At 55.2% G+C, this 24,159-nt stretch carries 21 protein-coding genes, 1 tRNA gene and 1 pseudogene; 20 read left to right on the forward strand and 3 right to left on the reverse strand.

All coding sequences use genetic code 11. The annotated features are described in order from the left end of the window. Positions 1 to 108: 108 nt before the first annotated feature. The gene (gene queG, locus CU100_RS02080; RefSeq protein WP_407070288.1) at positions 109 to 1,245 is read left to right on the forward strand and encodes a tRNA epoxyqueuosine(34) reductase QueG; all 1,137 of its coding nucleotides are present in this window, start codon (positions 109 to 111) and stop codon (positions 1,243 to 1,245) included. Further along, complete coding sequence (locus tag CU100_RS02085; RefSeq protein WP_106715940.1) at positions 1,245 to 2,114, forward strand: SDR family oxidoreductase; 870 nt, start codon at positions 1,245 to 1,247, stop codon at positions 2,112 to 2,114. The genes queG and CU100_RS02085 overlap by 1 nt, the downstream gene beginning before the upstream one ends. A 37-nt stretch (positions 2,115 to 2,151) precedes the next feature. On the opposite strand, the gene CU100_RS02090 is transcribed toward CU100_RS02085, so the two are convergent. After that, positions 2,152 to 3,192: a zinc-dependent alcohol dehydrogenase family protein gene (locus tag CU100_RS02090; protein ID WP_106715941.1), complete on the reverse strand. Its 1,041-nt coding sequence runs from the start codon at positions 3,190 to 3,192 to the stop codon at positions 2,152 to 2,154. Positions 3,193 to 3,317: 125 nt separating this feature from the next. On the opposite strand from CU100_RS02090, the gene mepA reads away from it, so the two are divergent. The 17 genes and pseudogenes from mepA (at position 3,318) to CU100_RS02180 (ending at position 21,529) form a co-directional block, all read left to right on the forward strand. Next, positions 3,318 to 4,325 carry a penicillin-insensitive murein endopeptidase gene (gene mepA, locus CU100_RS02095; protein ID WP_106714895.1) on the forward strand — a complete coding sequence of 336 codons (1,008 nt, stop codon included), beginning with the start codon at positions 3,318 to 3,320 and terminating at the stop codon, positions 4,323 to 4,325. Between the two features lie 302 nt (positions 4,326 to 4,627). Continuing rightward, entirely contained in the window at positions 4,628 to 5,062 is a 435-nt protein-coding gene (locus CU100_RS02100) for a methylglyoxal synthase (protein WP_106714896.1), read from the forward strand. A gap of 24 nt (positions 5,063 to 5,086) precedes the next feature. Next, positions 5,087 to 6,115, forward strand: coding sequence for a glucokinase (locus CU100_RS02105; protein ID WP_106714897.1), 1,029 nt, complete (start codon positions 5,087 to 5,089; stop codon positions 6,113 to 6,115). Positions 6,116 to 6,270: 155 nt separating this feature from the next. Beyond that, positions 6,271 to 8,100 (forward strand): ABC transporter ATP-binding protein, encoded by a 1,830-nt coding sequence (locus tag CU100_RS02110; RefSeq protein WP_106714898.1) that lies wholly within the window; start codon positions 6,271 to 6,273, stop codon positions 8,098 to 8,100. Then, positions 8,097 to 8,930 carry a 4-hydroxy-tetrahydrodipicolinate reductase gene (gene dapB / locus CU100_RS02115; RefSeq protein ID WP_106714899.1) on the forward strand — a complete coding sequence of 278 codons (834 nt, stop codon included), beginning with the start codon at positions 8,097 to 8,099 and terminating at the stop codon, positions 8,928 to 8,930. The genes CU100_RS02110 and dapB overlap by 4 nt, the downstream gene beginning before the upstream one ends. Before the next feature lie 22 nt (positions 8,931 to 8,952). Next, positions 8,953 to 9,573, forward strand: a complete 621-nt coding sequence (locus CU100_RS02120; RefSeq protein ID WP_106714900.1) for a 2,3-bisphosphoglycerate-dependent phosphoglycerate mutase — start codon at positions 8,953 to 8,955, stop codon at positions 9,571 to 9,573. A gap of 92 nt (positions 9,574 to 9,665) precedes the next feature. Then, positions 9,666 to 9,750 (forward strand) — tRNA-Leu (locus CU100_RS02125). Between the two features lie 173 nt (positions 9,751 to 9,923). After that, positions 9,924 to 11,111, forward strand: a complete 1,188-nt coding sequence (locus CU100_RS02130; protein WP_106714901.1) for a tyrosine-type recombinase/integrase — start codon at positions 9,924 to 9,926, stop codon at positions 11,109 to 11,111. Between the two features lie 47 nt (positions 11,112 to 11,158). Then, positions 11,159 to 12,214 (forward strand): hypothetical protein, encoded by a 1,056-nt coding sequence (locus CU100_RS02135; protein ID WP_106714902.1) that lies wholly within the window; start codon positions 11,159 to 11,161, stop codon positions 12,212 to 12,214. A 112-nt stretch (positions 12,215 to 12,326) separates the two neighbouring features. Then, positions 12,327 to 12,521: a helix-turn-helix transcriptional regulator gene (locus CU100_RS02140; protein WP_106714903.1), complete on the forward strand. Its 195-nt coding sequence runs from the start codon at positions 12,327 to 12,329 to the stop codon at positions 12,519 to 12,521. After that, the gene (locus CU100_RS27610; protein WP_106714904.1) at positions 12,522 to 12,959 is read left to right on the forward strand and encodes a helix-turn-helix domain-containing protein; all 438 of its coding nucleotides are present in this window, start codon (positions 12,522 to 12,524) and stop codon (positions 12,957 to 12,959) included. It begins immediately after the preceding gene. Positions 12,960 to 12,999: 40 nt separating this feature from the next. Then, entirely contained in the window at positions 13,000 to 14,115 is a 1,116-nt protein-coding gene (locus CU100_RS02150) for a site-specific integrase (RefSeq protein WP_106714905.1), read from the forward strand. A gap of 255 nt (positions 14,116 to 14,370) precedes the next feature. Next, positions 14,371 to 15,977, forward strand: a pseudogene (locus CU100_RS27120) (site-specific DNA-methyltransferase). Beyond that, complete coding sequence (locus CU100_RS02165; protein WP_106714907.1) at positions 15,977 to 18,583, forward strand: DEAD/DEAH box helicase; 2,607 nt, start codon at positions 15,977 to 15,979, stop codon at positions 18,581 to 18,583. The pseudogene CU100_RS27120 and the gene CU100_RS02165 overlap by 1 nt, the downstream one beginning before the upstream one ends. A gap of 16 nt (positions 18,584 to 18,599) precedes the next feature. Continuing rightward, the gene (locus CU100_RS02170; RefSeq protein WP_106715943.1) at positions 18,600 to 19,532 is read left to right on the forward strand and encodes a restriction endonuclease; all 933 of its coding nucleotides are present in this window, start codon (positions 18,600 to 18,602) and stop codon (positions 19,530 to 19,532) included. 469 nt (positions 19,533 to 20,001) lie between these two features. Further along, entirely contained in the window at positions 20,002 to 20,712 is a 711-nt protein-coding gene (grpE, locus tag CU100_RS02175) for a nucleotide exchange factor GrpE (RefSeq protein WP_106714908.1), read from the forward strand. A gap of 163 nt (positions 20,713 to 20,875) precedes the next feature. Then, entirely contained in the window at positions 20,876 to 21,529 is a 654-nt protein-coding gene (locus CU100_RS02180; protein WP_106714909.1) for a trimeric intracellular cation channel family protein, read from the forward strand. Here CU100_RS02180 and CU100_RS02185 read toward each other — a convergent pair. Further along, positions 21,521 to 22,513 (reverse strand): adenosine kinase, encoded by a 993-nt coding sequence (locus tag CU100_RS02185; RefSeq protein WP_106714910.1) that lies wholly within the window; start codon positions 22,511 to 22,513, stop codon positions 21,521 to 21,523. The two genes, CU100_RS02180 and CU100_RS02185, sit on opposite strands and share 9 nt — an antisense overlap. A 159-nt stretch (positions 22,514 to 22,672) precedes the next feature. Here CU100_RS02185 and CU100_RS02190 point away from each other — a divergent pair, with 159 nt between their 5' ends. Continuing rightward, positions 22,673 to 23,386: a sulfate transporter family protein gene (locus tag CU100_RS02190; protein WP_106714911.1), complete on the forward strand. Its 714-nt coding sequence runs from the start codon at positions 22,673 to 22,675 to the stop codon at positions 23,384 to 23,386. On the opposite strand, the gene nth is transcribed toward CU100_RS02190, so the two are convergent. Further along, positions 23,387 to 24,145 (reverse strand): endonuclease III, encoded by a 759-nt coding sequence (gene nth, locus CU100_RS02195; protein WP_407070289.1) that lies wholly within the window; start codon positions 24,143 to 24,145, stop codon positions 23,387 to 23,389. It lies immediately after the preceding gene. Positions 24,146 to 24,159 lie beyond the last annotated feature (14 nt).

Below are 24,159 nucleotides of genomic sequence, written 5' to 3' on the forward strand. Positions count from 1 at the left end.
CGATTTCTAGCTCCCAGCAAAGACGCTAAGATGCTGAAATCGATTTCTCTCCCACAAGGGGAGAGATAGTCAGCGTCGAACCACGCAAAAGGTTCATAGAAAATGAACTTGGACCAACAACAACGGCTGAAGCAGTTCATCCTGGCAGAATCGCGTGCAGCCGGGTTCGACGTCGTTGCGGTCACCCGGCCGGACGCCATTCCCTTGGCCGAAGAACGCTTGCGTCGATATCTCGCGCTTGGACGCCATGCCAGTATGGAATGGATGCTGGAAACCGAGCAGCGCCGCGCTAATCCGGAAAACCTGTGGCCAGATGTTCGGTCAATTATCGTCCTTGCTATGAATTACGGTCCCGAGGGCGATCCGCTGACGATTCTCAAGCAGAAGGACAGGGCGGCAATTTCGGTCTATGCGCAAAACCGCGACTATCACGATATAATAAAAGGCAAGCTCAAGGGTATCGCCGGCCGTTTTGTCTCCCGTGCGGCGGGCGAGGACGTGAAAGTATTCGTTGACACGGCTCCGGTGATGGAAAAGCCTCTGGCCGAAGCTGCCGGGCTCGGCTGGCAGGGCAAACACACTAATCTCGTCAGCCGTAATCATGGCTCATGGCTGTTTCTTGGAACGATCTTCACGACGGCGGAATTACCCGCCGACGAGCGTGAGTCGGACCATTGCGGTTCGTGCCAGGCCTGCCTGGACATTTGTCCGACCAATGCCTTTCCCGCGCCCTATCAACTCGATGCGCGGCGCTGCATTTCCTACCTCACGATTGAGCACAAGGGACCAATTCCGCCGGAATTTCGCCAGTCGATGGGTAACCGCATCTATGGCTGCGATGATTGTCTCGCCGTTTGCCCTTGGAACAAGTTTGCCAAGGCGGCGCACGAGACGAAGCTGCGGGCACGCGACGACCTGAAATCGCCATCGCTCGCATCGCTATTGACGCTGGACGACGCGGCATTTCGCGCGCTGTTTGCGGGATCTCCGGTCAAGCGCATCGGTCGAACCCGCTTCCTGCGCAACGTTTTGATCGCCAGCGGAAACTCCGGCGAATCAGGCCTGATCGGACCCATCGAGTATCATCTGGCTGATCCCTCACCACTGGTACGCGGTGCCGCCGTCTGGGCTCTCGGCCAACTGATGGAAAGAACCCGTTTTGCTACACTGGCAATTCACCATGCCGTAAAAGAGAACGATGCCGATGTCTTGACCGAATGGCACAACGCTGCAAAGTATCGATGATGCAGGTATTTCTATTTGGTGCCGGATATTCGGCGCGCGCCTTTGCCAAGCTCATTGATGGTCAAGCGGATTTCATCGGCGGGACGACGCGCGACGGCGCCAAGTTTTCAGACCTCAAAAAAGAAGGTATCACGCCGTTCCTCTTCCATGGAACCCACGCGTCCCAGGAGATCGTCGACGTGCTCGCCCGTGTCACGCATCTCGTCATTTCGACATCGCCTGGTCAGACGGGCGATCCCGTACTGGCGCAATTCGGCGAAACAATCCGGCGTGACATGAGGCACCTGCAATGGATTGGTTACCTGTCCACGGTTGGCGTCTATGGCAATCATGGTGGAGCCTGGGTGGACGAAGACACACCTTGCCACCCTGTGTCGGCGCGTTCAGCAGAGCGTGTGGAAGCCGAGCGTGGCTGGCAGAAACTCTGCGACGCTCGCGATGTTCCGCTCGCCATCTTGAGGCTTTCCGGCATTTACGGCCCGGGGCGGAACGCCTTCGTCAACCTCGTCAATGGAACGGCGCGACGCTTGAACAAAAACGGCCAAGTTTTCAATCGCATCCATGTCGACGATATCGCCGGCGCGTTGACGTTTCTTGCAAAGCGCAAGGAAGCCGGGATTTTCAACATTACCGATGATGAACCGGCGCCGCCTCAGGATGTGGTTGCGTATGCGGCGGAGCTGATGGGTGTCGAACCCCCTGAAGAGGCTGATTTCGAAACCGCGCCGCTGACGCCCATGGCGCGCTCCTTCTACGGCGAGAACAAGCGCGTCTCAAACAGGCGTATCAAGGAACTGGGTTTTTCCTTCCGCTATCCTGACTACGGCACAGCCTTTTCCTCAATGTGGCGGGACGGAAGCTGGAAATAGAGAACCCCAGTTCATTCTTCTGCTTTGGGAGGTCCGTCTAGAATTTCGTAATGACATTTATGCCGGTCCCCTCGAAACGGTCCATCGCCATCAGCGCGGCGGGTGCGTCATCCAGCGTGATCTCCTTGCCGATCAGCTTTTGCGGCAGCAATTTGCCGGTCGCCAGCATGTCCATCAGCGCATTGTAACGAAAAGCCTGCATGCCATGGCTGCCATATATCTCAAGCTCATGCGCTATGATTTTGTCCATCGGAACGGGAGGTTGTGCGTGATCGCCCAGCATCAGCCCGACTTGCACATGCCGGCCACGCCGACGCAAGTTTGCGATCGAGTTGAAGCAGGTCGAAGGATGGCCCAGCGCATCGATGGAAACATGCGCACCGCCTTTGGTGATTTCCCGCATCGCGCCGACCACGTCCTGCGTCTCCCGGGCGTTGATCGTCGCAATCGCTCCAAGCTCGCGCGCGAATGCAAGTTTCTCCTCGGTCAGGTCGATCGCAACGACATTGGCGCCCATCGCCGTTGCAATCATGATCGCTGAAAGACCTACGCCGCCGCAACCATGTACGGCTACCCATTCACCCGGCTTGACCTTCGCCTGATCGACGATGGCGCGGAATGAGGTGACGAACCTGCAGCCCAGACTTGCCGCTGTGGCAAAATCGAGCGCGTCCGGAAGGGCGACGAGATTGGTGTCGGCGAAATCCACCGCCACATATTCTGCAAAGGAGCCCCAAGCGGTAAAGCCCGGCTGAAACTGATTTTCGCAAACTTGATGATTGCCCGAGTTGCATTCGAAACAATGGCCGCAACCGCCAACGAATGGAACTGTAACACGTTGCCCGAGCCTCCACCGGGTTACATGCTTGCCCATGGCCTGAATGGTCCCGGCCAGTTCATGCCCGGGCACATGGGGCAAAACGATATCGGCGTCGTGCCCCATCCAGCCGTGCCAGTCGCTGCGGCAAAGGCCCGTCGCCTCGACCTTGATGACCACGCCCGTTGCAGCAGGTGTTGCGTCCGCAACACTCTGCACGCGCGGCGGCTGGCCGAATTGCTCGAAAATGACTGCTTTCATGGCGATGTTCCAATCGAATCGTAAGTCGGACTTGCAGGCATATTGCGACTTTCCGGCGAATCTGGCCATCATAAAGCCCGGATCGGCAATACAGATTATTGCGGGTCACTTGTGGGACAGCGATCATGATATCGAATACCCTGCGGCGCCTCGCGTTAGCTGCGCTCCTTTCGTTTACTACCGCGGTTGATGCGGTTGCCGAGGACGGGCCTGCCAAGCAATTGTTCGGAGCTCAGGCTTTGCCAACCGTCGGCGCTCCGCAGTCGGCGGGATTCTACGCCAAGGGCTGCCTCGCAGGCGGCGTAGCGCTGCCCGTGGATGGTCCCGCCTGGCAGGTCATGCGCCTGTCGCGCAACCGTCGATGGGGACATCCACGGATGATCGCCCTTCTCGAGCGGCTGGCACGCGATTCCGCTGCCAAGGATGGCTGGCCGGGGTTGCTCGTCGGTGACATATCGCAGCCGCGCGGCGGGCCGATGCTGACAGGCCATGCCTCGCATCAGGTAGGACTGGACGCCGATATCTGGTTGACTCCCATGCCGAAGCGGCGCTTTACGAACGATGAGCGCGAGAAGGTTGAAGCCACATCGATGCTCAGGGGAGACACACTTTATGTCGATCCGGATAAATGGACGTCATCACGAACGGCGCTCTTGAAACGGGCAGCAAGCTACCCGGAGGTGGAACGAATCTTCGTTCATCCCGGCATCAAAAAGAAGCTCTGCGACAGCGTACAGGGAGACCGTGGCTGGATGGCAAAAATCCGGCCCTACTGGGGGCATTACTACCATTTCCATGTGCGGATAAGATGCCAGCCTGGTTCGCCCAACTGCAAGCCGCAAGAACCGATCGGCGCCGACGATGGCTGTGGCAAGTCGCTAGCCTGGTGGTTCACCGATGAGCCTTGGAGGAAAGCACCGGAACCCGCCAAGCCGGTGAAGCCGAAGGTTACCATGCTCTCCGACCTGCCGAAGGCCTGCGCGATGATCCTCAACGCGCCAGGGCCGAAATCGGCTGATGAAGTGACCTACGGCGCAGGTGCGAAAGTTGCGCAGCCTGCTGCGGCGGGAACTCCGGCAACGGCCTATGCCCCGGAAGGGGGCGATTTGCCGGAAGGCGTGCCGGCGCAGTAGTTTTGACTGACCGCATTGTAGCTGTGCGTGGTTCGACAGCCTCACCTGAGGGAGGTCGATGATTGCAGGGAACCAGGAGCACGACTCGGGCGCATGTCGTGACGCCTTCGACTATCCTACGGCCGCACCACCTCCCCATGGTGAGCCTGTCGAACCACGCAAAGCAGATTTGCCCGCCAAATCAGGAGGAACAGACGCGCAATGACCTGCCCAAGTCTTTTTTACCTCCGGCCTTTTCATGCGGTTCTGAATTGGTTATAGGGTTTCAATCGATTTAGGGCCCAAGCCGTTATAGAGATTTGATGACACAACCATTTCGCCTCGCGCTGATAGCGCATGATCAAAAAAAGGACGATATGGTGGCGTTTGCTCGCGCTTATGAGCAATTGCTGGCACCTTGCACGATCATTGCGACGGGTACGACTGGCGGTCTTGTGCAAGATGCCTGTCCTTCGCTGACAATTACCCGGGTCAAGAGCGGACCACTTGGGGGCGACCAGCAGATCGGCGCTCTGATAGCCGAGGGCAAGATCGACGGTCTGATTTTCTTTGTCGACCCGCTCTCTCCAATGCCCCATGATGTCGACGTCAAGGCGCTTATGCGACTTGGCAGCGTTTACGATATCCCGATGGCGCTGAACCGCGCGACTGCCGAGGTTTTGGTGCAAAAACGGGGATTGCTGCGCGACGATGCAACCACAGATACACTGATTACACCTCACGCCTCCGAGGCGTAATGGGATGCACAACGGGAAGCTAAAATGGTTACGCAGGCAGATACCGACCACATCATGAAATTTCCGATTCTGGTCGGAGACATCGGCGGCACCAATGCGCGGTTCGCCATTCTGGTCGACGCCTATGCGGAGCCAAAGGAATTTCCGGTTCTCCAGACTGCGGAATACCCCACTATCGACGAGGCGATCCAGAACGCCATCCTCGACCATACATCCATTCAGCCACGCTCCGCGGTGCTGGCCATTGCCGGACCCGTCGAAGGTGACGAGATCGACCTTACGAACTGCGCTTGGGTGGTCAAGCCGCATCAGATGATGGAGACGCTCGGCCTGCGCGACATAACCGTACTGAACGATTTCGAGGCGCAGGCTCTCGCGGTTGTTTCGCTAGAACCGAAACATCTGGAAAAACTCGGCGGCGGTGCGGGCGATCCGCACGGCAGCCGGGCAGTACTTGGACCCGGAACCGGCCTCGGCGTCGCAGGCATGGTGCGGGCGCGCAATAGCTGGGTGCCCGTTCCCGGCGAGGGGGGGCATGTGGACATGGGCCCCCGCACGCACCGCGACCTGGAAATCTTTCCGCATATCGAGCATATCGAGGGGCGCATTTCCGGCGAACAGTTGCTGTGCGGGCGCGGCCTCCAGAATATCTATCGTGCTATTTGCAAGGTGGAAGGCACCGAGCCAACGTTACAGACACCCGCTGACATCACTGCGGCAGGCCTCGCTGGATCGTCCCCGGAGGCCAAGGAGACACTGGCGCTGTTCGTGACCTATCTCGGCCGCCTTGCCGGCGATTTTGCGCTGACATTCATGGCGCGAGGCGGCGTTTACCTTGCGGGCGGCATCGTCCAGAAGATCGTACAGCCCTTGAAAGATCCGGCCTTCCGCCAGGCTTTCGAGGACAAGGCTCCTCACACTGAAATTCTACGCGAGACGCCGGTCTATATCATAACGCATCCTCTGGCGGCCTTGAGCGGCCTTTCCGCCTTCTCGCGTACACCGACCCGCTTTGGCATTTCAACCGAAGGGCGCCGCTGGCGTCGCGACTGACCGGTGCGGGGCACAAGAGCAACACTCGCCTACTCCCTTTGCAACCAAGGCCAAAACCGATAGGCAAGCCGGGCCAATAAAGCTATAGGGACTTAACAAGCGGCAAAAGCAGCGCCTTTGCCGGATTTTTCAGTACCAGCGAGTTGCCGCCAGTAATGAGCGAACAGACCAGGAAAAAGAAGATCGATCCATCCGAGGCGAAGCGCGTCATCGGCAGGGTCCTTGGCGAAAATCTGCACGATCACCGCTCTTCCTATGCCATTGCCATCGTCGCCATGCTTGCGGTGGCCTGCACGACGGCTTTCGTCGCCTATATCTTCAAGGACGTGATCAACAAGATCTATTACGAACGCCGCGAAGATCTTATCCTTCCGATCAGTCTCGGCATTCTTGGTGCTTTCGTCATTCGCGGCGTTGCGACTTATGTCCAGTCCGTGACCATGGCGAGAATCGGCAACAACATCGTCGCGCGTTATCAAGCCCGCGTCTTTGATCACCTGATGAAGCTCGGCCTCGATTTCTATCACGACACCCGCTCTGGCCAGCTTGCTGCCCGTATCAACCAGAACGTTGGCGGTGTACGCGAGCTTTTGGATATCGTCGTCACGACCATCGCCAAGGACGTGCCGACGCTGATCGCGCTCATCGTGAGCATGGTCTTGCTCGATCCATTCCTGTCGCTGATCGCCCTGCTCGTCGGGCCGCCTCTGGTACTTGTGGTCCGGTATCTGGCAAGGCGCCTGCGCAGCATTCATCGCGAATCCGTGACGCTGAACTCGCATCTGATCGGCGCCATGCAGGAGGCGACGCAAGGCATCGCCATCGTCAAGGCGTTCACCATGGAAGACCAGTTGCGCATCAAGATCAGTGCGCTGATCAAGCGGGCCGAGGAACGCGCCAACAAGATCGCGCGTGTTTCGGAGCGTATGACGCCGATCACCGAACTCATCGCCGGCATCGCCATCGCCTCGATGATCATCTATACGGGCTACCGCGCGGTGTATAATGCCGAGCCGCCCGGCGCCATGTTCGGCTTCATGACCGCTGTGCTCCTCGCTTATGATCCGGTACGTCGCCTTGCGAAGGTGCAGGTTGGGCTCGAACGATCGTTGGTCAATGCGCGCATGATCTACGAGATCCTCGACATCGAGCCGCGTCAGGCGGACAGCATCGGCGCCGTGCCGATCGCCGTGCAGAGCGGCGAGGTGCAATTCGACAATGTCACCTTTAGCTATGGCACTGGCGTGCCGGTGCTGCATGGCATCAGCTTCACGGCGGAAGCTGGCAAGACCACCGCCATTATCGGCGCTTCCGGCGCTGGCAAGTCGACGTTGATCGGGCTTGTCCAGCGCTTTTACGATATCAATGGCGGCCGTATCCTGGTCGATGGGCAGGATATCGCCTATGTCAGCAAGCGCTCGCTGCGCAGGCAGATTGCCTATGTCTCGCAGCAACCCTATCTATTCGAAGGAACGATCGCCGACAATATCCGCTATGGCCGCCCGGATGCCACCGATGAGGAGATCATCGAAGCAGCGAAGCTCGCCAATGCAGACGAGTTCATCCGCCAGCAGCCGCAGAGCTATGGCACGGAAGTCGGTGAGAACGGCGTGACGCTTTCCGGCGGCCAGCGTCAGCGCCTCTCGATCGCCCGCGCTATTGTGCGCGACGCATCGATCCTGCTTTTGGACGAAGCAACTTCCGCGCTCGACAACGAGTCGGAAAAACGCGTCCAGCAGGCACTGGAACGCGTCATGCAAGGGCGTACCACCATCGTCATTGCCCACCGCCTGTCGACCATCGTCAACGCGGATCATATCGTGGTCATGGAAGCCGGGCGTGTGGTGGAGGAAGGCGTTCACGAAACACTTCTCGCCCGCCCCAATGGGGTCTATGCCCGCTTCTATCAGTTGCAGGGCAGGGAAGAGTCGCCCATCTACGATAGCGAGGATATCCAGACGCCGATAGCGAGACCAGCTGAATGAGTGACGTGGAACAGCCAACCCCGATGAAACTTGCGGTCGTCGGCGCAGCGGGCCGCATGGGTCAGACGCTTATCCGTATCATTCATTCGACCCCGGGCGCCATGCTTTCCGGCGCAATCGAGAGGGTAGGATCTCCTCATATAGGCAGCGACGCGGGTGTACTTGCTGGGGTCGGCAAGCTGGGGGTTCCAATCTCAGACGACGCTCTGGCCGCATTCGCTGGCGTAGAAGGCGTCCTTGATTTTACCACGCCGGCGGCGAGCGTAGAATTCGCCGGCCTTGCCGCCCAGACCGGCATTGTCCATGTCGTTGGTACTACCGGTTGCGATAGTACAGACGATGCGAAGATTGCTTTGGCCGCTCGTCATGCGGTCGTCATCAAGTCCGGCAATATGAGCCTCGGCGTAAATCTGCTCGCCGTCCTCGTCAAACAGGCTGCAAAAGCCTTAGGCGCGGATGATTTCGACGTCGAGATTCTGGAAATGCACCACAAGCATAAGGTTGACGCGCCTTCGGGCACCGCTCTGCTACTCGGCGAGGCTGCTGCCGAGGGCCGCAATATCGGACTCGGACAGCATAGCGTAAGGGTGCGCGACGGCCATACCGGAGCTCGCGAAGCAGGTACGATCGGCTTTGCGTCACTGCGTGGTGGCTCGGTCGTGGGCGACCATTCCGTGATCCTGGCCGGTCAAGGTGAGCGTATAACGCTTTCCCATCATGCAGAGGACCGGTCGATCTTCGCGCGCGGCGCGGTCAAGGCGGCGCTATGGGGCAGAGGCCGCAAACCGGGTCTTTACACCATGCTCGATGTCCTCGGCCTCGATACATAAGTCTGTCAACAGGAGTATTGCAATGTCCGGAACCCTCGTGCTTGTCCGCCATGGCCAGAGCGAATGGAACTTGAAGAACCTTTTCACGGGCTGGCGCGACCCCGCTCTGACCCAGCTCGGCCACGAGGAAGCGAGAGATGCCGGAAAGCGCCTGAGGGCCAAGGAGCTGAATTTTCATATGGCCTATACGTCTGTCCTTTCTCGCGCTCAGGCGACACTCGATCACATTCTTGAAGAGATCGGCCAGACGGGCCTGGACACGATCAGGAATCAGGCTTTGAACGAGCGTGACTATGGTGATCTGTCTGGTCTGAACAAGGACGATGCGCGCGCCAAATGGGGCGAAGAGCAGGTTCATATCTGGCGGCGTTCCTATGATGTGCCGCCACCCGGCGGTGAAAGCCTGCGCGACACCGGCGCCCGTGTCTGGCCCTATTACATGCACGATATCCAGCCCCACGTGCTGCGGGGGGAAAATGTACTGGTGGTGGCGCACGGGAATTCACTGCGGGCGCTGATCATGGCGCTGGACGGCCTGACGGGCGAGGAGATCGTTGCACAGGAACTCGCGACCGGCGTTCCGATCATCTACAAACTTAATGCCGATTCCACCGTCGCCTCGAAAGAAGTACTCGTGGGTTGAACTGCAAGCCTGCGGGCGACTGACAAATCGCTTCGAATTCCCCGGCAAGTGGATTGACAGACCAGCGGGCTCCCCTTACATGGAACCCCGCTGCCCAGATGGCGGAATTGGTAGACGCGCACGGTTCAGGTCCGTGTGCCGCAAGGCGTGGAGGTTCGAGTCCTCTTCTGGGCACCAAATTCCCATTTCACACCGTCCGATACGGTACTGAAATCAGACAAAAGGCCCGGTTTCCGGGCTTTTTTGTTTTCTGACGTCCAATGCCGTCCTATTGCATCCGAACGTTTTGTTGGTACATTTGTTGGTATTCTCGAAAATTCCAACGCCTCGGCAAAGTCGGATACCAACAAATGGCGCTTACAGATACCTTCATTAAGGCATTGAAGCCCGGTTCAACCCCGAAAAAGCACAGTGACGGCGCTGGGTTGCATTTGCTTCTCACAGTTCAAGGTTCAAAGCTTTGGCGTCTGGCGTACCGTTTCGGAAGCAAACAAAAACTATTGGCGCTTGGCACCTATCCTGCCGTTTCGCTACAGGATGCCCGGCGAAAGCGCGACGATGCCAAGAAGCTGCTTGCCAACGGAACGGACCCTGCACACCAGACGAAGCTGGAGCGTATCAACAAGCAGATGGCACGGGCCGAAACGTTTGGCGGTATTGCTGACGAGTTCCTCACCAAGGTTGAACGTGAAGGTAAGGCGGCAGCCACCATGGTCAAGAAACGCTGGCTTGTCGATCTCGCTCGACCTGATCTAGGGCTACGGCCTATCTCGGAGATTACTGCGACCGAAATCCTGGGTTCCCTTCGAAAGGTTGAAAGCAGAGGCAACTATGAGACAGCCCGGCGCATGCGTTCCACAATCGGGCAGGTCTTCCGCTACGCTATCGCTACAACGCGAGCAGAGAACGATCCCACCTTTGGATTGAGAGGTGCCTTAACAGCGCCCGTGGTCACTCATAGAGCGGCAATCACAAGCAGAAAGGCGTTCGGCGGATTGCTTCGAGCGATCTGGAGTTATGACGGTATGCCGGAAACGAGAATGGCGCTGCAGCTCATATCACTTCTCTATCCACGACCGGGCGAACTTCGCCAAGCTGAATGGAAAGAGTTTGATTTGGAAAAGGCAATCTGGGCTATTCCTGCTGCACGGATGAAAATGCGGCGTGAACATCGGAAGCCTCTTTCGTCGCAAACCATCATAATTCTGCAAGAGCTGCAAAAGCTGACTGGCGACGGAGTACTTGTTTTTCCGGCGATCACGTCGCGTTTGCGGCCCATGAGCGAAAATACGTTGAACGGCGCACTTCGGCGCTTGGGCTTCACCAACAGCGAAGCCACTTCCCATGGCTTTCGCGCAAGTGCTTCATCACTCTTGAACGAAAGCGGTGAATGGTCGTCCGATGCTATTGAAGCAGAACTTGCGCATGTGGGCGCTGATGAGGTTCGTCGGGCGTATCATCGTGCACTTTATTGGGACGAGCGTGTCAAAATGGCAGAATGGTGGGGAAATGAACTTGAACTAATTAGAAGGATGTAGACTAAAGTTGTATTGTCGGTGGCCTCAACCAGCGAATCGGCACGGACATGGCGGTATTTTCTGCACCTTGGAAGACCAATCCCATTCAATACTTGGTACACGAACGTTTTCCAATATTGGCTGCCTATCCCGGCCCCTTGGAGAATCCTCACTATTCAGACGATATCAAGACCCAGTTGCGCAAAGCCAACGAGCAGGCCAGCGCTTTCCGTAAAGAACTCGCCGGGCTAGGGCTGGAGGGAATACAGCAACTCGCGGCAGAAGCTCGAAAAAGAGAAATTGATAACTATCAGGAAAAGCAAAGAGAGGAAGAACAGGCCCGATTCTTTAACCAGCCATCCTCGAATGCTGATTTCGAATACTGGGCCAAAATGTCGTACTGGACAATCGATGAAGCGGTGGCCTTGTCCTTCGGAAAAGATCCAAGAGTTGTTTCATGGGAGCGATTGAAATCTCTGGCCAATGTATCACCATTCGTAGGCCAATTCTCTGCAAAGCAAGTCTTGGTTAGCCGCGCCGAAACAATGGGCCAGATTTGGAAATCCACTATTCCGCGTATCTTCTTGGCATGGGCACAACGAACGCGCTTTGATATGCCCGAAGAGCTCGTGAAGGCGGTCGAAGCGCTTGGCATTCAAATTGCAGACTGGAAAACTCTATTTGACCAGAAGAATGAGCTCTTCGAAAAACTTGAAAGCCAGCTCACGGAAGAAAGGGCTGGTCGGCTTGCCGACTTGAAGAAACGCTCTGAGCATCTGTCGGAAATAGGCGATGAGCATAGCAAGCAAATCGCAGGTTATGTGGGCATCTTGGATCAATACAAATCCATGCATGACGCGCTCAAAGCTCGCATCGTGGAGCTCGAAGCCTCGCCACAGTCCTCTTCGGAAAAGCCACTCGGTACGCGTGAACGCGAGAGTCTCTTGAAGCTGATAATTGGAATGGCAATTGCAGGCTATCGATACGAACCCAAGATTGGACGAAATGCGGCGACCACCGAAATCGCAGACGATTTGACAAAATTAGGTGTTTCCCTGGACGCCGATACCATCCGCAAATATCTGAATGAGGGAAAGGACCTCCTGCCGGGCGAAACCGAATAGAATTCCCAAACCGAATTCGGTTTTGCTTTAACCGAGTTCGTCCTAAAACAATGTCGGCCATCCTAAGACCACCTCATGTTTAACAGAACGAGGTGGCACCGTGCCGAACGACATGTCTTTCCCTACTACCGGCTTCGTCCGACTATCCGCGATCATTTCGCCACGCGGTCCAATCCCTGTCAGCAAGTCCACATGGTGGGCAGGCGTCAAAGATGGTCGCTTTCCCAAGCCCATCAAGCTTGGTCCACGCATCACAGCATGGCGTGTACAAGATATTCACTCGCTGATCGAAAGCGGGGTACGCTGAATGGCGCGGCGCGCACATGGACGGGCGCTTAGGCAGCACAGAAATTACACGGTCGATGAAGCCGCTCGCGTCCTTCGTGTAGCAGAGGGCACTGTCCGGCGCTGGATGAAAAGCGGCCTTCCTGCCCTTCAGGATCGAAAGCCAGCGTTAATCTTGGGTAGTGATCTTGCCGACTTTCTCAAAAGCCGAAAGATCGTCAAACGGAAATGCCAGTTGACCGAATGTTATTGCTTTTCGTGCCGTGAGCCACGACCTCCTGCCTTTGGCGAAGTGGAGTTTCTGCCCATGGACTCCACGAGCGGCAACCTGCGGGCGATCTGCGAAGAATGCTCCACCCTCATGCACAAGCGCGTTTCAGTAATGAATCTTGAGGCACTGAAGGCAATTCTGACGGTGACAATTAGGCAGGACAAAGAACGCATAAACAAGCGCGCCTAACCCTGCCTGAATGATCACTTGCAATAGGAGACAAAACCACATGCGAAAGCACCATCCTAAAAACGAACGGATCAAGCGCCAATACCTGATTTGGCTTGAAGAGGCCAAGCGCCTTTCATCAACTTCCGCTGACCAAGCAGCGGCGGCAATCGCGTTCTTTGAAGTATCCACCAATTACAAGGATTTTGCCGCCTTTAATATCGAGCAAGCCCGGCGCTTTAAGCGGCTTCAGAATGAAGCGATCAAGCAGGATACCGGCAAACCCTTGGCCAAAGCCACCATTCATTCTCGACTGATGGCGCTTAAAGCATTTTTTCATTGGCTGGCTGGCCAACCGGGCTACAAATCGAAAATCAGCTATTCAGATTCCGACTATTTCAATCCATCCGCTAATGACAGCCGTATCGCCACGGCGAAACGGGAAAAAGCGGCACCTGACCTTGGCCAAATCATGCACGTCATTAGAAACATGAAATCGGTAACGTTGTTAGAGAAACGCAACCGGGCGTTGATCGCCTTCGCAGTTCTGACGGGCGCGCGCGACGACGCATTGGCTTCAATGTCACTGCGCCATGTTAATCTAGAACGACGCATGGTTTTTCAGGATGCCCGTGACGTGCGCACAAAGAACCGGAAGACCTTCACCACTTGGTTTTTCCCAGTTGGTGATGTCGCGGAAGCAATTGTTGGCGACTGGATTGCTACACTCAAAAACGAGTGTGTCTATGGATCGGATGACCCATTGTTTCCGCAAACACAAGTTGGTCTTGATGCCAATGGGCATTTCGCGCCATTGGGGCTGGAGCGCAAGCATTGGAAAAACGCTGCTGCGATCCGCCGCATATTCGGCCAATCTTTCAACGAGGCCGGACTTCCCTACTTCAACCCCCATTCATTCCGCACCACCCTTGCCCGACTCGGGGAAACCCTTTGCAAAACGCCAGAAGAATTCAAAGCATGGAGCCAAAACCTGGGCCATGAACATGTCCTGACAACTTTTCGATCGTATGGCGAAGTATCCAGTCACCGGCAGGCGGAAATTATCCGCAAGCTTGGCACCAGTTCGAATGACGTAACTCACAGCATCGATCCGGTCGCGATTGCAGCGCTCGAGACGTTTCTTAAAAGTGCAAAAACCCAAACCAATCGAATTTGAAGCACCTACACGGCTTGCTATCTGGCCAGTCTTTCGATTCTATCTGAATTCAACTTGGGGAGATGCAGCGTGGTGACGGAACTGACATTCAAGGGCAAGGAATTTGTCTATAACCACCATCTTTCCGTGCCGTTTCGTCCGCTTGTGCCCCATTCTGACAAAGGCATTGGTGAGGTTGATCTTACTGGCAACTTGATCATTCAAGGCGACAATTTGCACGCGCTAAAAGGACTTTTGCCTAGATATGCGGGCGAGGTGGACTGCATCTTCATTGACCCGCCATACAATACTGGGAACGAAGGTTGGGCCTATAACGACAACGTTAATGCTCCAATGATCAAGGAATGGCTGGCGGCCAATCCTATCGGCATTGAGGACGGCCTGAGACATGACAAGTGGTGCGCTATGATGTGGCCCCGTTTGCGCTTATTGTATGATCTGCTGGCGGAAGATGGAACTCTGTTCGTTTCCATCGATGATAATGAAACTCATCGTTTAAGATGCATGCTGGACGAAGTTTTCGGATCAGATTTATTTGTTGGCGAAATTATCTGGCGCTCGGCAGATAGCTCGAATCATGATTCAAAGCGGTTTTCGGTGGACCACAACACCATCTACGCGTACTCCAAAAACCCTGAATGGCTGTCCGAAAGACTTGAACGCGAGGAAGCTCACAATCAACATTATTCAAATCCAGATAATGATCCGAAGGGCCCTTGGTTTCCGGGAAATCTTAGCTCCCCAAACCCACGCGATAATTTAAGATATACAATTGACCATCCCAACGGACGGGTGTTGGAGTCGCCACCAAATGGTTGGCGGTGGAGCAGGCAGGTATTATCGACAAAGATCGCGAGCGGTGAGATTATCTTCACGGATACAGAGCGCGGAATATTGAGAAAAACTTATCTACAGGACCAAGGTGGCCTCGCGCCATCTACGCTTTGGGCAAACATAGAGGAAACAGGCCATAACCGAAATGCCAAGTATGAGTTGAAGCGTATCTTTCCTGAGGTGGATACATCCGATCTCTTCCCAACCCCAAAACCGTCGAAATACAAAAGATTTTGAGACTTGTTCCTAAGAAAGACGCACTTGTTCTCGATTCTTTCGCGGGATTAGGCACCACTGCCCATGCTGTCCTCGAAGCCAACAAACGAGATGGCGGTCGTCGCCGTTTCATCCTCGCTGAGATGGAAGAATATGCCGACCGGTTAACAGCCGAACGTGTACGTCGGGTGATCAATGGCTATGAATTCATCGGAACGCAAAAGACCGAACTCTTACGCGAAAGGTTGAACTGGCGCGCAATTGAGACGCCCAATGATCTTGTCAGTATGGTGCAGGGACTCGAGAACCTGCATGGGCATGAATATGATCGGATCAAAAAGGAAGTAAAAGATGGCGAACTAGTTGTGACCGGTGAAAAGGCGTTCGCTGAGCGAGCCGATGGCTTAGGAGGCGGTTTCACCTACTGTACATTGGGCGATCCGGTGGAACTTGACGCTATCCTGACCGGCCAAAGTCTGCCATCCTACGACGCCTTGGGTAGCGTCCTCTATCACACAGCAACCAATCATCCGCTAAATGGCGGCGCACTCAATCAGGAAGAATTCTATCTCGGGTTGAACGGCGATCAGCACGTTTGGCTGATCTACCGAGCAGATCTCAACTGGTTGAAGGGGCCGGATGCTGCTTTGACTCTGGGCTTTGCACGCAAGATTGCAGCGGCGCATCCCGACAAGGATCATCTCGTTTTTGCTGCGTCACGCTTTGTCTCACAAAAACTCATTGCCGAAGAAGGGCTGCGCGTTGAATTCGTACCCCTCCCCTTCGCGCTTTACCGGATTGAGCGGGCCTAATGCGCCAACTTGCCTATCAGGACCGCATTCTAGACGCGCTCGACACCTATCTCGATGCATTGACGCTCCATAAAGTCCGCGCGGACAGAATAGCGGATATGGCCGCAAGTGAGCCCAGTCTAGGCATCGAAGTTCCCGATTTTTCGGCGCTAGCTTGGGATCAATTGCGCCGCGACAACAAACTGCCACCTTCTCGAGTGGCAATCGCTCATTCGGAGCGACGTGACGGTATTGGCCGCTCCGTGCCGAATGCTGTGCTGAAAGTGCCAACCGGTGGTGGCAAGACTTATGTGGCGATCAATGGACTATCACGCATTTTCGGACGCTATCTCAACAGCAATACCGGCTTTGTACTTTGGATTGTACCCAATGAAGCGATCTATTCCCAAACGCTTAATCGCCTGAGGGATCGACAAGACCCCTATCGGCAAATGCTTGATCGGGCCGCTGCGGGCCGTGTTCGAATCATGGAGAAGACAGACCGACTCGATTCGCGCGATGTGGAGAGCCAGCTCTGCGTTATGTTGTTGATGCTGCAATCAGCGAATCGCGAAACCAAGGATACGCTGAAGATGTTTCAGGACCGGGGCGATGTATCGGGATTCACACCACCCCAAGGCGATCAAAAAGCCCATTCGGATATGAGTGCTGCGATTCCCAATCTGTCGCTCTATGACCTTGCTGACAACCCCGTGGCTTGGCCATTGATTAAGGATTCACTGGGCAATGCCTTGCGGATAATCCGCCCTGTTGTTGTGCTCGATGAAGGCCATAGGGCCGTCTCCGATCTAGCTTTTGAGACGCTTTATGGGTTCAACCCATCCTTTGTGCTGGAGTTGACCGCAACGCCCCATGATGTGCAGCCGAGAGGGGGAAGGAATCCACATCCGGGCCGTTATGCCAATGTGCTTGTTGAGGTAACCGGCGTCGAACTCGACAAAGAGGGCATGATTAAGATGCCGCTGAACCTTGATACGCGTCAAAACTCTGACTGGAAAACGACACTTGCCGCTGCAATTGAACGGTTGAATGTACTTCAACGGGAAGCTGAGAGCCTTCGCGGTCAAACCAATCGCTATATACGTCCTATAATGTTGATACAGGTGGAACGTACCGGCAAGGATCAGCGCAGCGCGGGCCTCATCCATTCTGAAGATGTGAAGGAATGGCTTTTGACTGCTGGCTTTGATGAAGCCGAAATTGCGATCAAGACAGCCGAAACAAATGATCTAAGCGCCCCTGAAAATCAGGACCTCCTATCGCCGTTCAACCGCGTGCGGGCGATTATTACTAAGCAGGCCCTACAAGAAGGTTGGGACTGCCCATTCGCATACGTACTTTGTTCGCTGTCTGCCAATTCAAATCTGAGGGCTATGACGCAGCTTGTTGGCCGCATCCTTCGCCAACCGGGCGCACTGAAAACCGGCATTGACCCACTCGATGAATGCTATGTGATTACGCATCAGGCAGGCACCGCTGAGGTCGTGGCAAATATCAAAGAAGGCCTGGAAAAAGATGGACTGGGTGATTTGGTGATTGCAGTCCACCAAGGGGGAGACTCGGCAAACGTCAAAACAGCGCGTTTGATTAATAGGCGCGCGGAATTTTCATCACAAGAAATATACCTGCCCAAGGTGTTAGTCATCGAGAATGGACTGACGCGAGATCTGGACTATGAAACCGACATTTTGGCAGCCATAGACTGGCGTGGTTTCGACCCCACCTTTATTGCTGACGCGATCCCAGAAAACACGCAAGCGGCTGCACGTCAGCTACAGCGCATCAGCATTGCAGATACGCCGGAGCATTTCGCAGCAGAAACACTTTCCATTGCGCAAGAGGCTTTGCGTTTTGATCCCGCCTATGCCGTACGCATGATTTCCGACCTCGTACCCAATCCTTTCGTTGCTCGGGAAATTGTTGGCAGCTTGCTACACGTACTGAAGACCAAGGGCTTTAATGATGCCAAGATTGGGGCGATCGCTAGCCGCATTGTTGACGAATTGCGCCGTGCGCTCGATATGGAACGCGCGGCAAAGGCTGAAGCGCTTTTTAAAGCAGCAGTGGCGACCGGCGGTGTTCAATTCAGGTTGCGGCTAGATGGAAAGAACTGGCGGCTACCCTTCAGTGTTGAAACCACAGAACCGTTGGGAGCACCGCAACTGCACAGTATTGCTGGCGGCTCACTGGCAAAGAGCCTCTTTGCACCAATTTACGAATCAGAACTCAACACTGACGAGCGCGCGGTTGCCGGATATCTCGACAACGATGACGCACTGAAATGGTGGCACCGTAATGTGGCGCGCAAGCAATACGGTTTGCAGGGTTGGCGACGGGGCAAAATTTATCCAGATTTCATTTTTGCTGTTCAGCGAAACGAGGGTGGCGACCGGATTGCCGTTCTAGAAACGAAAGGCGATCAACTCGACAATCTCGACACGGCCTACAAGCGCGATTTGCTGAATTTCCTTTCCGATAATTTTGCTTGGGATACGACCGTTCCGGCAGGCACTCTTGAGCTTCAGGACACAAATGGAGAAACCGTGGAGTGCGCTTTGGTATTGATGAGCGAATGGAGATCGAAACTGCCGGGATATTTGGCGTAACAATCGCGTGGATTTAATGACAATCCCTGATTATCAGAGTTTAATGCTTACAGTTCTCAAGGCCGCCGCGAATAAGGCAGTGCGTGTGCCTGATTTGGAAGATTTAGCGGCAGATGAATTTCGGATGAATGCCGACGAGCGGCAACAGCTTCTTCCAAGCGGTCGTCAAAGAATGTTGGCTAACCGTCTTCATTGGGCCAAATTCTATCTCTTGAAAGCTGGCCTCTTAAGCACCCCGCAAAGAGGTCAGTTCATCGCAACCGACGCTGGCCGTTTGTTACTTGCAAGCAAACCAGCGCGGATTGACAATGAGCAGTTGAAAAAATACCCGTCATTTCAGGCTTTCATCGCCGCAAGCAAGTCTTCCTTGAGTCAAAGGGACGAAAATCTTCCTTCCTTCACGGAACAAGACTCTCATCCCCAATCTCCCGACGATCAAATAGAAACGGCATACGCTTCACTTCTTGGTGCCTTACAGGAGGAGCTATTAGAAAGAATTCTTGCGAGTAGTCCTAGCTTTTTCGAAGGCCTAATTGTCGATTTGCTGATTGCAATGGGTTATGGAGGATCTCATCAGGATGCAGCCCGTAAACTTGGTAGAACCGGCGACGGAGGCGTTGACGGCGTTATAAACGAGGATCGATTGGGACTTGATCGGATTTATGTTCAAGCCAAGCGCTATCAAATAGGAAGTGCTATCCATACTCCGACAGTGAATGCCTTCGTAGGTAGTTTGGAAGGCTTCAAGGCATCGAAAGGCGTGTTTGTCACTACCTCTAGGTTTTCAGAAGGCGCTAGAACATACGTAAGAAGCATCTCTAAAAGTGTTATCCTTATCGATGGAAAGCAGCTTGTTGATCTCATGATTGAACACAATGTGGGGGTGCGGGTTCACCGCACGCTGCAGTTCAAGCGTCTAGATGAAGATTTTTTTTCCGACGAAGAATAGCGTGCCCGCATAACTTTAAAGAGTGACAATTTGACTCAACACACCGTGACAGCCTGACATTTGTTGGTATTTTTGTTGGTATTTCTTCTGTGCTCATATAATTTCATGAACGATTACAACATGTTATACAAGTGATTAGATGCCTCTTCTGGCACCAAATGATGTTAAAGAGCCCGCGTTTGCGGGTTTCTTTTTGTGCCTCCTTGTCTTAGGCGATTAGCAGCCAAATTAAAATCCGATCGCGTCCGTTCCGTCTTATTTGCGGAACCATGTCCCTTTCCAGGGTGAGCTTGATGCATACAGGCACCTGCACTAGGCTACCGCTCTAGGAGGAAAGCCTGATCTTCAGACCCAGATTGACTCCATTCCACGATCATCAGAAGTCAATGCTACATTCATTTGCACTTGATTTTTACGGCTCGAGGCTCGATATCCAGCGCAACTTAAGAATAATGAATGGACAGGATACATGGCTGAAGAAAAGAAAAATCACGACGCTTCCGATCTCGACCAGCGCGACCTCAAGAACCCGCGCGATCGCGATGCGCTGAAACGCGCTGCCGATGATTTTCTCAAGTCACGCAAGGCCGAGGAATATGCTCTGGCCCAGGAAGATGAGGTCGAGACAAATGCCAACAATTGGGCAGAGCTCGACAAATTGCGCGCTGAGAATGGCGACCTGAAAGACCAATTGTTGCGGTTGGCCGCCGATATGGAGAACTTGCGCAAGCGTACCGCACGCGATGTACATGACGCGCGCGCCTACTCAGTGGCGAATTTCGCGCGTGACATGCTCTCGGTGTCGGACAATCTGAAGCGCGCTCTCGAGGCCATTCCTGCCGATGTGCTCGCCAAAGGTGATGCCGGCTTCAAGAGCCTTGCCGAAGGCGTTGAAATTACCGAGCGGTCGCTGATGTCTGCCTTGGAAAGGCACGGTGTCAAGAAGCTGGACCCGCTGGGCCAGAAGTTCGATCCGAACTTTCATCAGGCAATGTTTGAGATTCCCAATGCTGACGTCCCGCAGAACACAGTAGTTCAGGTCGCGCAGAGCGGCTTTGTCATAGGCGACCGCATGCTGCGCCCCGCGCTTGTCGGCGTGTCCAAAGGTGGCCCGAAGCAACCGGCTGAAGCTCAGCCTGAACCTGGCCCTATTGATCCACAGGCTGAAAGAGACGCCTGACCGGCAATTGACCTAGCCTGCGGGCGACGCATGGCGGCGGAGCAGGAAATTCCAGGCTCCGCCTTTTTTCTGGCAACGATAATTCAGCAATATTGAGATATCTATTTCCCAGCACGGACCGGCGGTCCGCCCCTATACAGGGAACGTAAGATGGGAAATGCCGATGACCATGATTCAGGTGTTCAATTATGCCGGGATATTTGTCTTTGCCGCCACAGGAGCGCTCGCTGCTTCACGGCGGCAGCTCGACATTATCGCGTTCGTCTTTCTTGCAGCCGTGACAGGCATCGGTGGTGGCACTTTACGGGACTTGATCCTTGGCGTGCCGGTCTTCTGGGTGCAGGACCCCGGAAATCTGCTGGTCTGCGCAGCCGCAGCCATTCTCGTCTATTTCTCCGCCAACCTCCTCGAGTCGCGCTACCGTCTGCTCCTGTGGCTCGATGCGTTAGGGCTTGCGGCATATAGTGTGATCGGCGCTGCCAAAAGCCTGGCGCTTGGTTTTGATTCGACCATTGCCGTTGTCACCGGCGTCATGACCGCAACATTTGGAGGCATCCTCCGCGATATCATTTCCGGAGAGCCGTCTGTCCTGATGCGGCGCGAGATTTACGTCACGGCGGCTCTGGCTGGCTCGCTTACCTATATCCTGCTGCATGGGACGGCCGCCGGCCCCGAATTTTCCGCGCTCGCAGCCACCGTCGCCGCGTTTGTTGTCCGGGGCGGAGCGCTATATTTCGGCTGGTCGCTGCCGACCTATCACAAGCCTGGTCGCACGGCGGAGGAACTCAAGCGAGACGGCTATATCAAGTTAAAGTAGACCGGCGTGCTCTGCGGCAGCTTTCAGATTCTGCTGCGGGCGTGGGCCGATCTGCTGGATAACGAGGCCAGCGGTCAGAGAACCAAGCCTAGCACAATCCGTCAAGGACCGGCCGTTCGTATAGCCAAACAGGAATCCGGCTGCGTAAAGGTCGCCTGCGCCCGTCGTGTCGACCAGTTCGGCGATCTCGATTGCTGGAACCGCAACGGTTTCATTCTTCGATACCACGACGGAGCCTTTCTCCGAGCGGGTGACCGCGGCAAGCTTGCAATCGTTGCGGATTAGTTCAAGACCCTTTTCGAAATCATCCGTTTCGTAGAGTGACTTCAGTTCAGCCTCGTTGGCAAAGACGATATCCACGGTGCCGGAGCGCATCAACTCAAGGAACTCGTCGCGGTACCGGTCGACGCAAAATGGATCGGACAACGTCATGGACACCTCGCGTCCGTGCTCGTGGGCGATTTTGGCCGACAGGCGAATTGCTTCCTTGGCCCGGGGGGGATCCCACAGATAACCTTCGAAATACGTGACCTTGGCTTCGGAAACCTTGGACGTTTCCACGTCTTCCGGACCAAGCTCGACGCAGGCGCCGAGATAGGTATTCATCGAACGTTCGCCGTCCGGCGTGACGAAGATCATCGAGCGAGCGGTAGGGGGCGGCGATGCAAGAACCCGCGTGTCAAAGGCCACGCCCTGCGAACGAATGTCGTGGGTGAATACATGGCCAAGCTGATCATCAGCTACCTTGCCAAAATAAGCGGCACGGCCGCCAAGGCTTGCAACGCCTGCGGCTGTATTGCCGGCACTGCCGCCGGATGCCTCGATCGCCGGACCCATGCGCTCATAGAGGAACTCGGCACGGTCGGCATCGATCAGGTTCATGGCGTTCTTGATGATGCCGTTCTTGATGATAAAGTCATCGTCGGTGCGAGCGATGATATCGACAATGGCATTGCCTATGCAAAGCACGTCAAAGCTGGACATGGATACTCCGGGATTGCGGTCAGTTGCCTGTTGGTCATTTTGGCGCTTGTCCTAGCGCGTCGACACCCGGTTGACCACCCCCTCTTTGGTGTGTTGCCTTGTCTGATCTGTGAACTGCCCCTATGTGCGCAAGGCATAAAACTTGGAGAGCGGCGTCAAATGGTTGTGGAAAGCGCCCGTGCGGCGGCAAGTCATCTGTTTCGACCGGAGTTTCGTTCGGTTCTGTGGAAATCCATCGGACTGACTGTCTTGCTGCTCATTGGTTTCTGGTTCGGCCTGCGGGAATTGTTCGAGGCGCTGGCATGGCCGTTCTTTGATCAGATGCTCCCCGATCTGCCGTCGTGGACCGGATGGATAGGTGTTGTTGCCGGCGTCCTTGCCAGCATTGGGCTTGCTCTGGGCCTCGCATTGCTGGTCGCGCCGGTCACAGCCATCGTTGCGGGACTGTTTCTCGATGACGTGGCCGAACTTGTAGAAAAAGAGGATTATCCGCTCGATCCGAAAGGACGCCCGCTGCCGGCCCTGCGATCATTCGTTCTATCGGTGAAATTCCTTGGCGTTGTCATCCTCGGCAATATCGCCGCTCTGCTGATGCTGCTTATCCCCGGCATCAATTTCATCGCTTTCTTTGTCGTGAATGGTTATCTCCTCGGTCGTGAATTCTTTGAGTTTGCTGCGATGCGCTTTCGTCCGGAGGTGGAGGCCAAGGCTTTGCGCTCGAAATATGCGACTAGGGTGTTTCTTGCCGGGTTGGTAATTGCCGCTTTCATGGCAATTCCGATCGTCAATCTTTTGACGCCACTCTTCGCCGCGGCCATGATGGTACACCTGCACAAGGAAATCGCACGATACGAAGACAGCAGAACGCGGTGATTAGACGGCCTGTGGCGGCAACGGCACCAGCGGCGCCGGAATATCGGTCGTTTTCTCCGCTGCCTTGCAAATGTCCGCGATGACGCAGGAGGGGCATTCGGGCTTGCGCGCCTTGCATGTATAACGCCCGTGCAGAATCAGCCAGTGGTGGGCGTGATAGAGGTACTGCGCCGGGATGATCTTCATAAGCCGCGCTTCCACCTCATCAGGTGTCTTGCCCGGAGCAAGGCCAAGCCGGTTGCCGATGCGGAAGATGTGCGTATCGACGGCCATGGTCGATTGGCCGAAAGCCATGCTGAGCACGACATTCGCCGTCTTGCGGCCAACACCTGGCAGTTTGATGAGTTCGTCACGATCATCGGGAACTACGCAGCCATACTGGTTGATCAACGCCTCGGATAGAGCAATCAGGTTTTTTGCCTTGTTGCGCCAGAGGCCGATGGTACGGATGTGATCGCCGACTTTTGCCTCGCCCAGGGCGAGCATCTTTTCCGGTGTGTCGGCAACCTTGAACAAGGCGCGGGTCGCCTTGTTGACACCAGCATCTGTCGCTTGTGCCGACAGGACAACGGCAACAAGCAGCGTGAACGGATTGATATGTTCGAGTTCGCCCTTGGGTTCGGGGCGTTGAATCGAGAACCGCCGAAAGATTTCATGAATCTCGGCTGCGCTATACCTCGCTCCGGCAACCCTTCGCGCCTTGGCTGGTGTCGTAACGCTCACATGATCTTCACAAATTTTGCGCTTGGGATTTTCCATAGTGCATCTATACT

Source organism: Phyllobacterium endophyticum, assembly GCF_003010935.1.
GTDB lineage: Bacteria > Pseudomonadota > Alphaproteobacteria > Rhizobiales > Rhizobiaceae > Phyllobacterium > Phyllobacterium endophyticum.

Excerpts from the sequence above, each read along its gene's own strand:
- CU100_RS02120 (WP_106714900.1), top strand. The coding sequence starts at position 8,953 with ATGTCCGGAACCCTCGTGCTTGTCCGCCATGGCCAGAGCGAATGGAAC.
- CU100_RS02165 (WP_106714907.1), top strand. The coding sequence starts at position 15,977 with ATGCGCCAACTTGCCTATCAGGACCGCATTCTAGACGCGCTCGACACC.
- CU100_RS02180 (WP_106714909.1), top strand. The coding sequence starts at position 20,876 with ATGACCATGATTCAGGTGTTCAATTATGCCGGGATATTTGTCTTTGCC.
- CU100_RS02130 (WP_106714901.1), top strand. The coding sequence starts at position 9,924 with ATGGCGCTTACAGATACCTTCATTAAGGCATTGAAGCCCGGTTCAACC.
- CU100_RS02185 (WP_106714910.1), bottom strand. The coding sequence starts at position 22,513 with ATGTCCAGCTTTGACGTGCTTTGCATAGGCAATGCCATTGTCGATATC.
- mepA (WP_106714895.1), top strand. The coding sequence starts at position 3,318 with ATGATATCGAATACCCTGCGGCGCCTCGCGTTAGCTGCGCTCCTTTCG.
- nth (WP_407070289.1), bottom strand. The coding sequence starts at position 24,145 with ATGGAAAATCCCAAGCGCAAAATTTGTGAAGATCATGTGAGCGTTACG.
- CU100_RS02110 (WP_106714898.1), top strand. The coding sequence starts at position 6,271 with ATGAGCGAACAGACCAGGAAAAAGAAGATCGATCCATCCGAGGCGAAG.
- CU100_RS02190 (WP_106714911.1), top strand. The coding sequence starts at position 22,673 with ATGGTTGTGGAAAGCGCCCGTGCGGCGGCAAGTCATCTGTTTCGACCG.
- CU100_RS02140 (WP_106714903.1), top strand. The coding sequence starts at position 12,327 with ATGTCTTTCCCTACTACCGGCTTCGTCCGACTATCCGCGATCATTTCG.
- CU100_RS02170 (WP_106715943.1), top strand. The coding sequence starts at position 18,600 with ATGACAATCCCTGATTATCAGAGTTTAATGCTTACAGTTCTCAAGGCC.
- dapB (WP_106714899.1), top strand. The coding sequence starts at position 8,097 with ATGAGTGACGTGGAACAGCCAACCCCGATGAAACTTGCGGTCGTCGGC.
- CU100_RS02100 (WP_106714896.1), top strand. The coding sequence starts at position 4,628 with ATGACACAACCATTTCGCCTCGCGCTGATAGCGCATGATCAAAAAAAG.
- CU100_RS02105 (WP_106714897.1), top strand. The coding sequence starts at position 5,087 with ATGGTTACGCAGGCAGATACCGACCACATCATGAAATTTCCGATTCTG.
- CU100_RS02150 (WP_106714905.1), top strand. The coding sequence starts at position 13,000 with ATGCGAAAGCACCATCCTAAAAACGAACGGATCAAGCGCCAATACCTG.
- CU100_RS02085 (WP_106715940.1), top strand. The coding sequence starts at position 1,245 with ATGCAGGTATTTCTATTTGGTGCCGGATATTCGGCGCGCGCCTTTGCC.
- CU100_RS02090 (WP_106715941.1), bottom strand. The coding sequence starts at position 3,192 with ATGAAAGCAGTCATTTTCGAGCAATTCGGCCAGCCGCCGCGCGTGCAG.
- grpE (WP_106714908.1), top strand. The coding sequence starts at position 20,002 with ATGGCTGAAGAAAAGAAAAATCACGACGCTTCCGATCTCGACCAGCGC.
- CU100_RS02135 (WP_106714902.1), top strand. The coding sequence starts at position 11,159 with ATGGCGGTATTTTCTGCACCTTGGAAGACCAATCCCATTCAATACTTG.
- CU100_RS27610 (WP_106714904.1), top strand. The coding sequence starts at position 12,522 with ATGGCGCGGCGCGCACATGGACGGGCGCTTAGGCAGCACAGAAATTAC.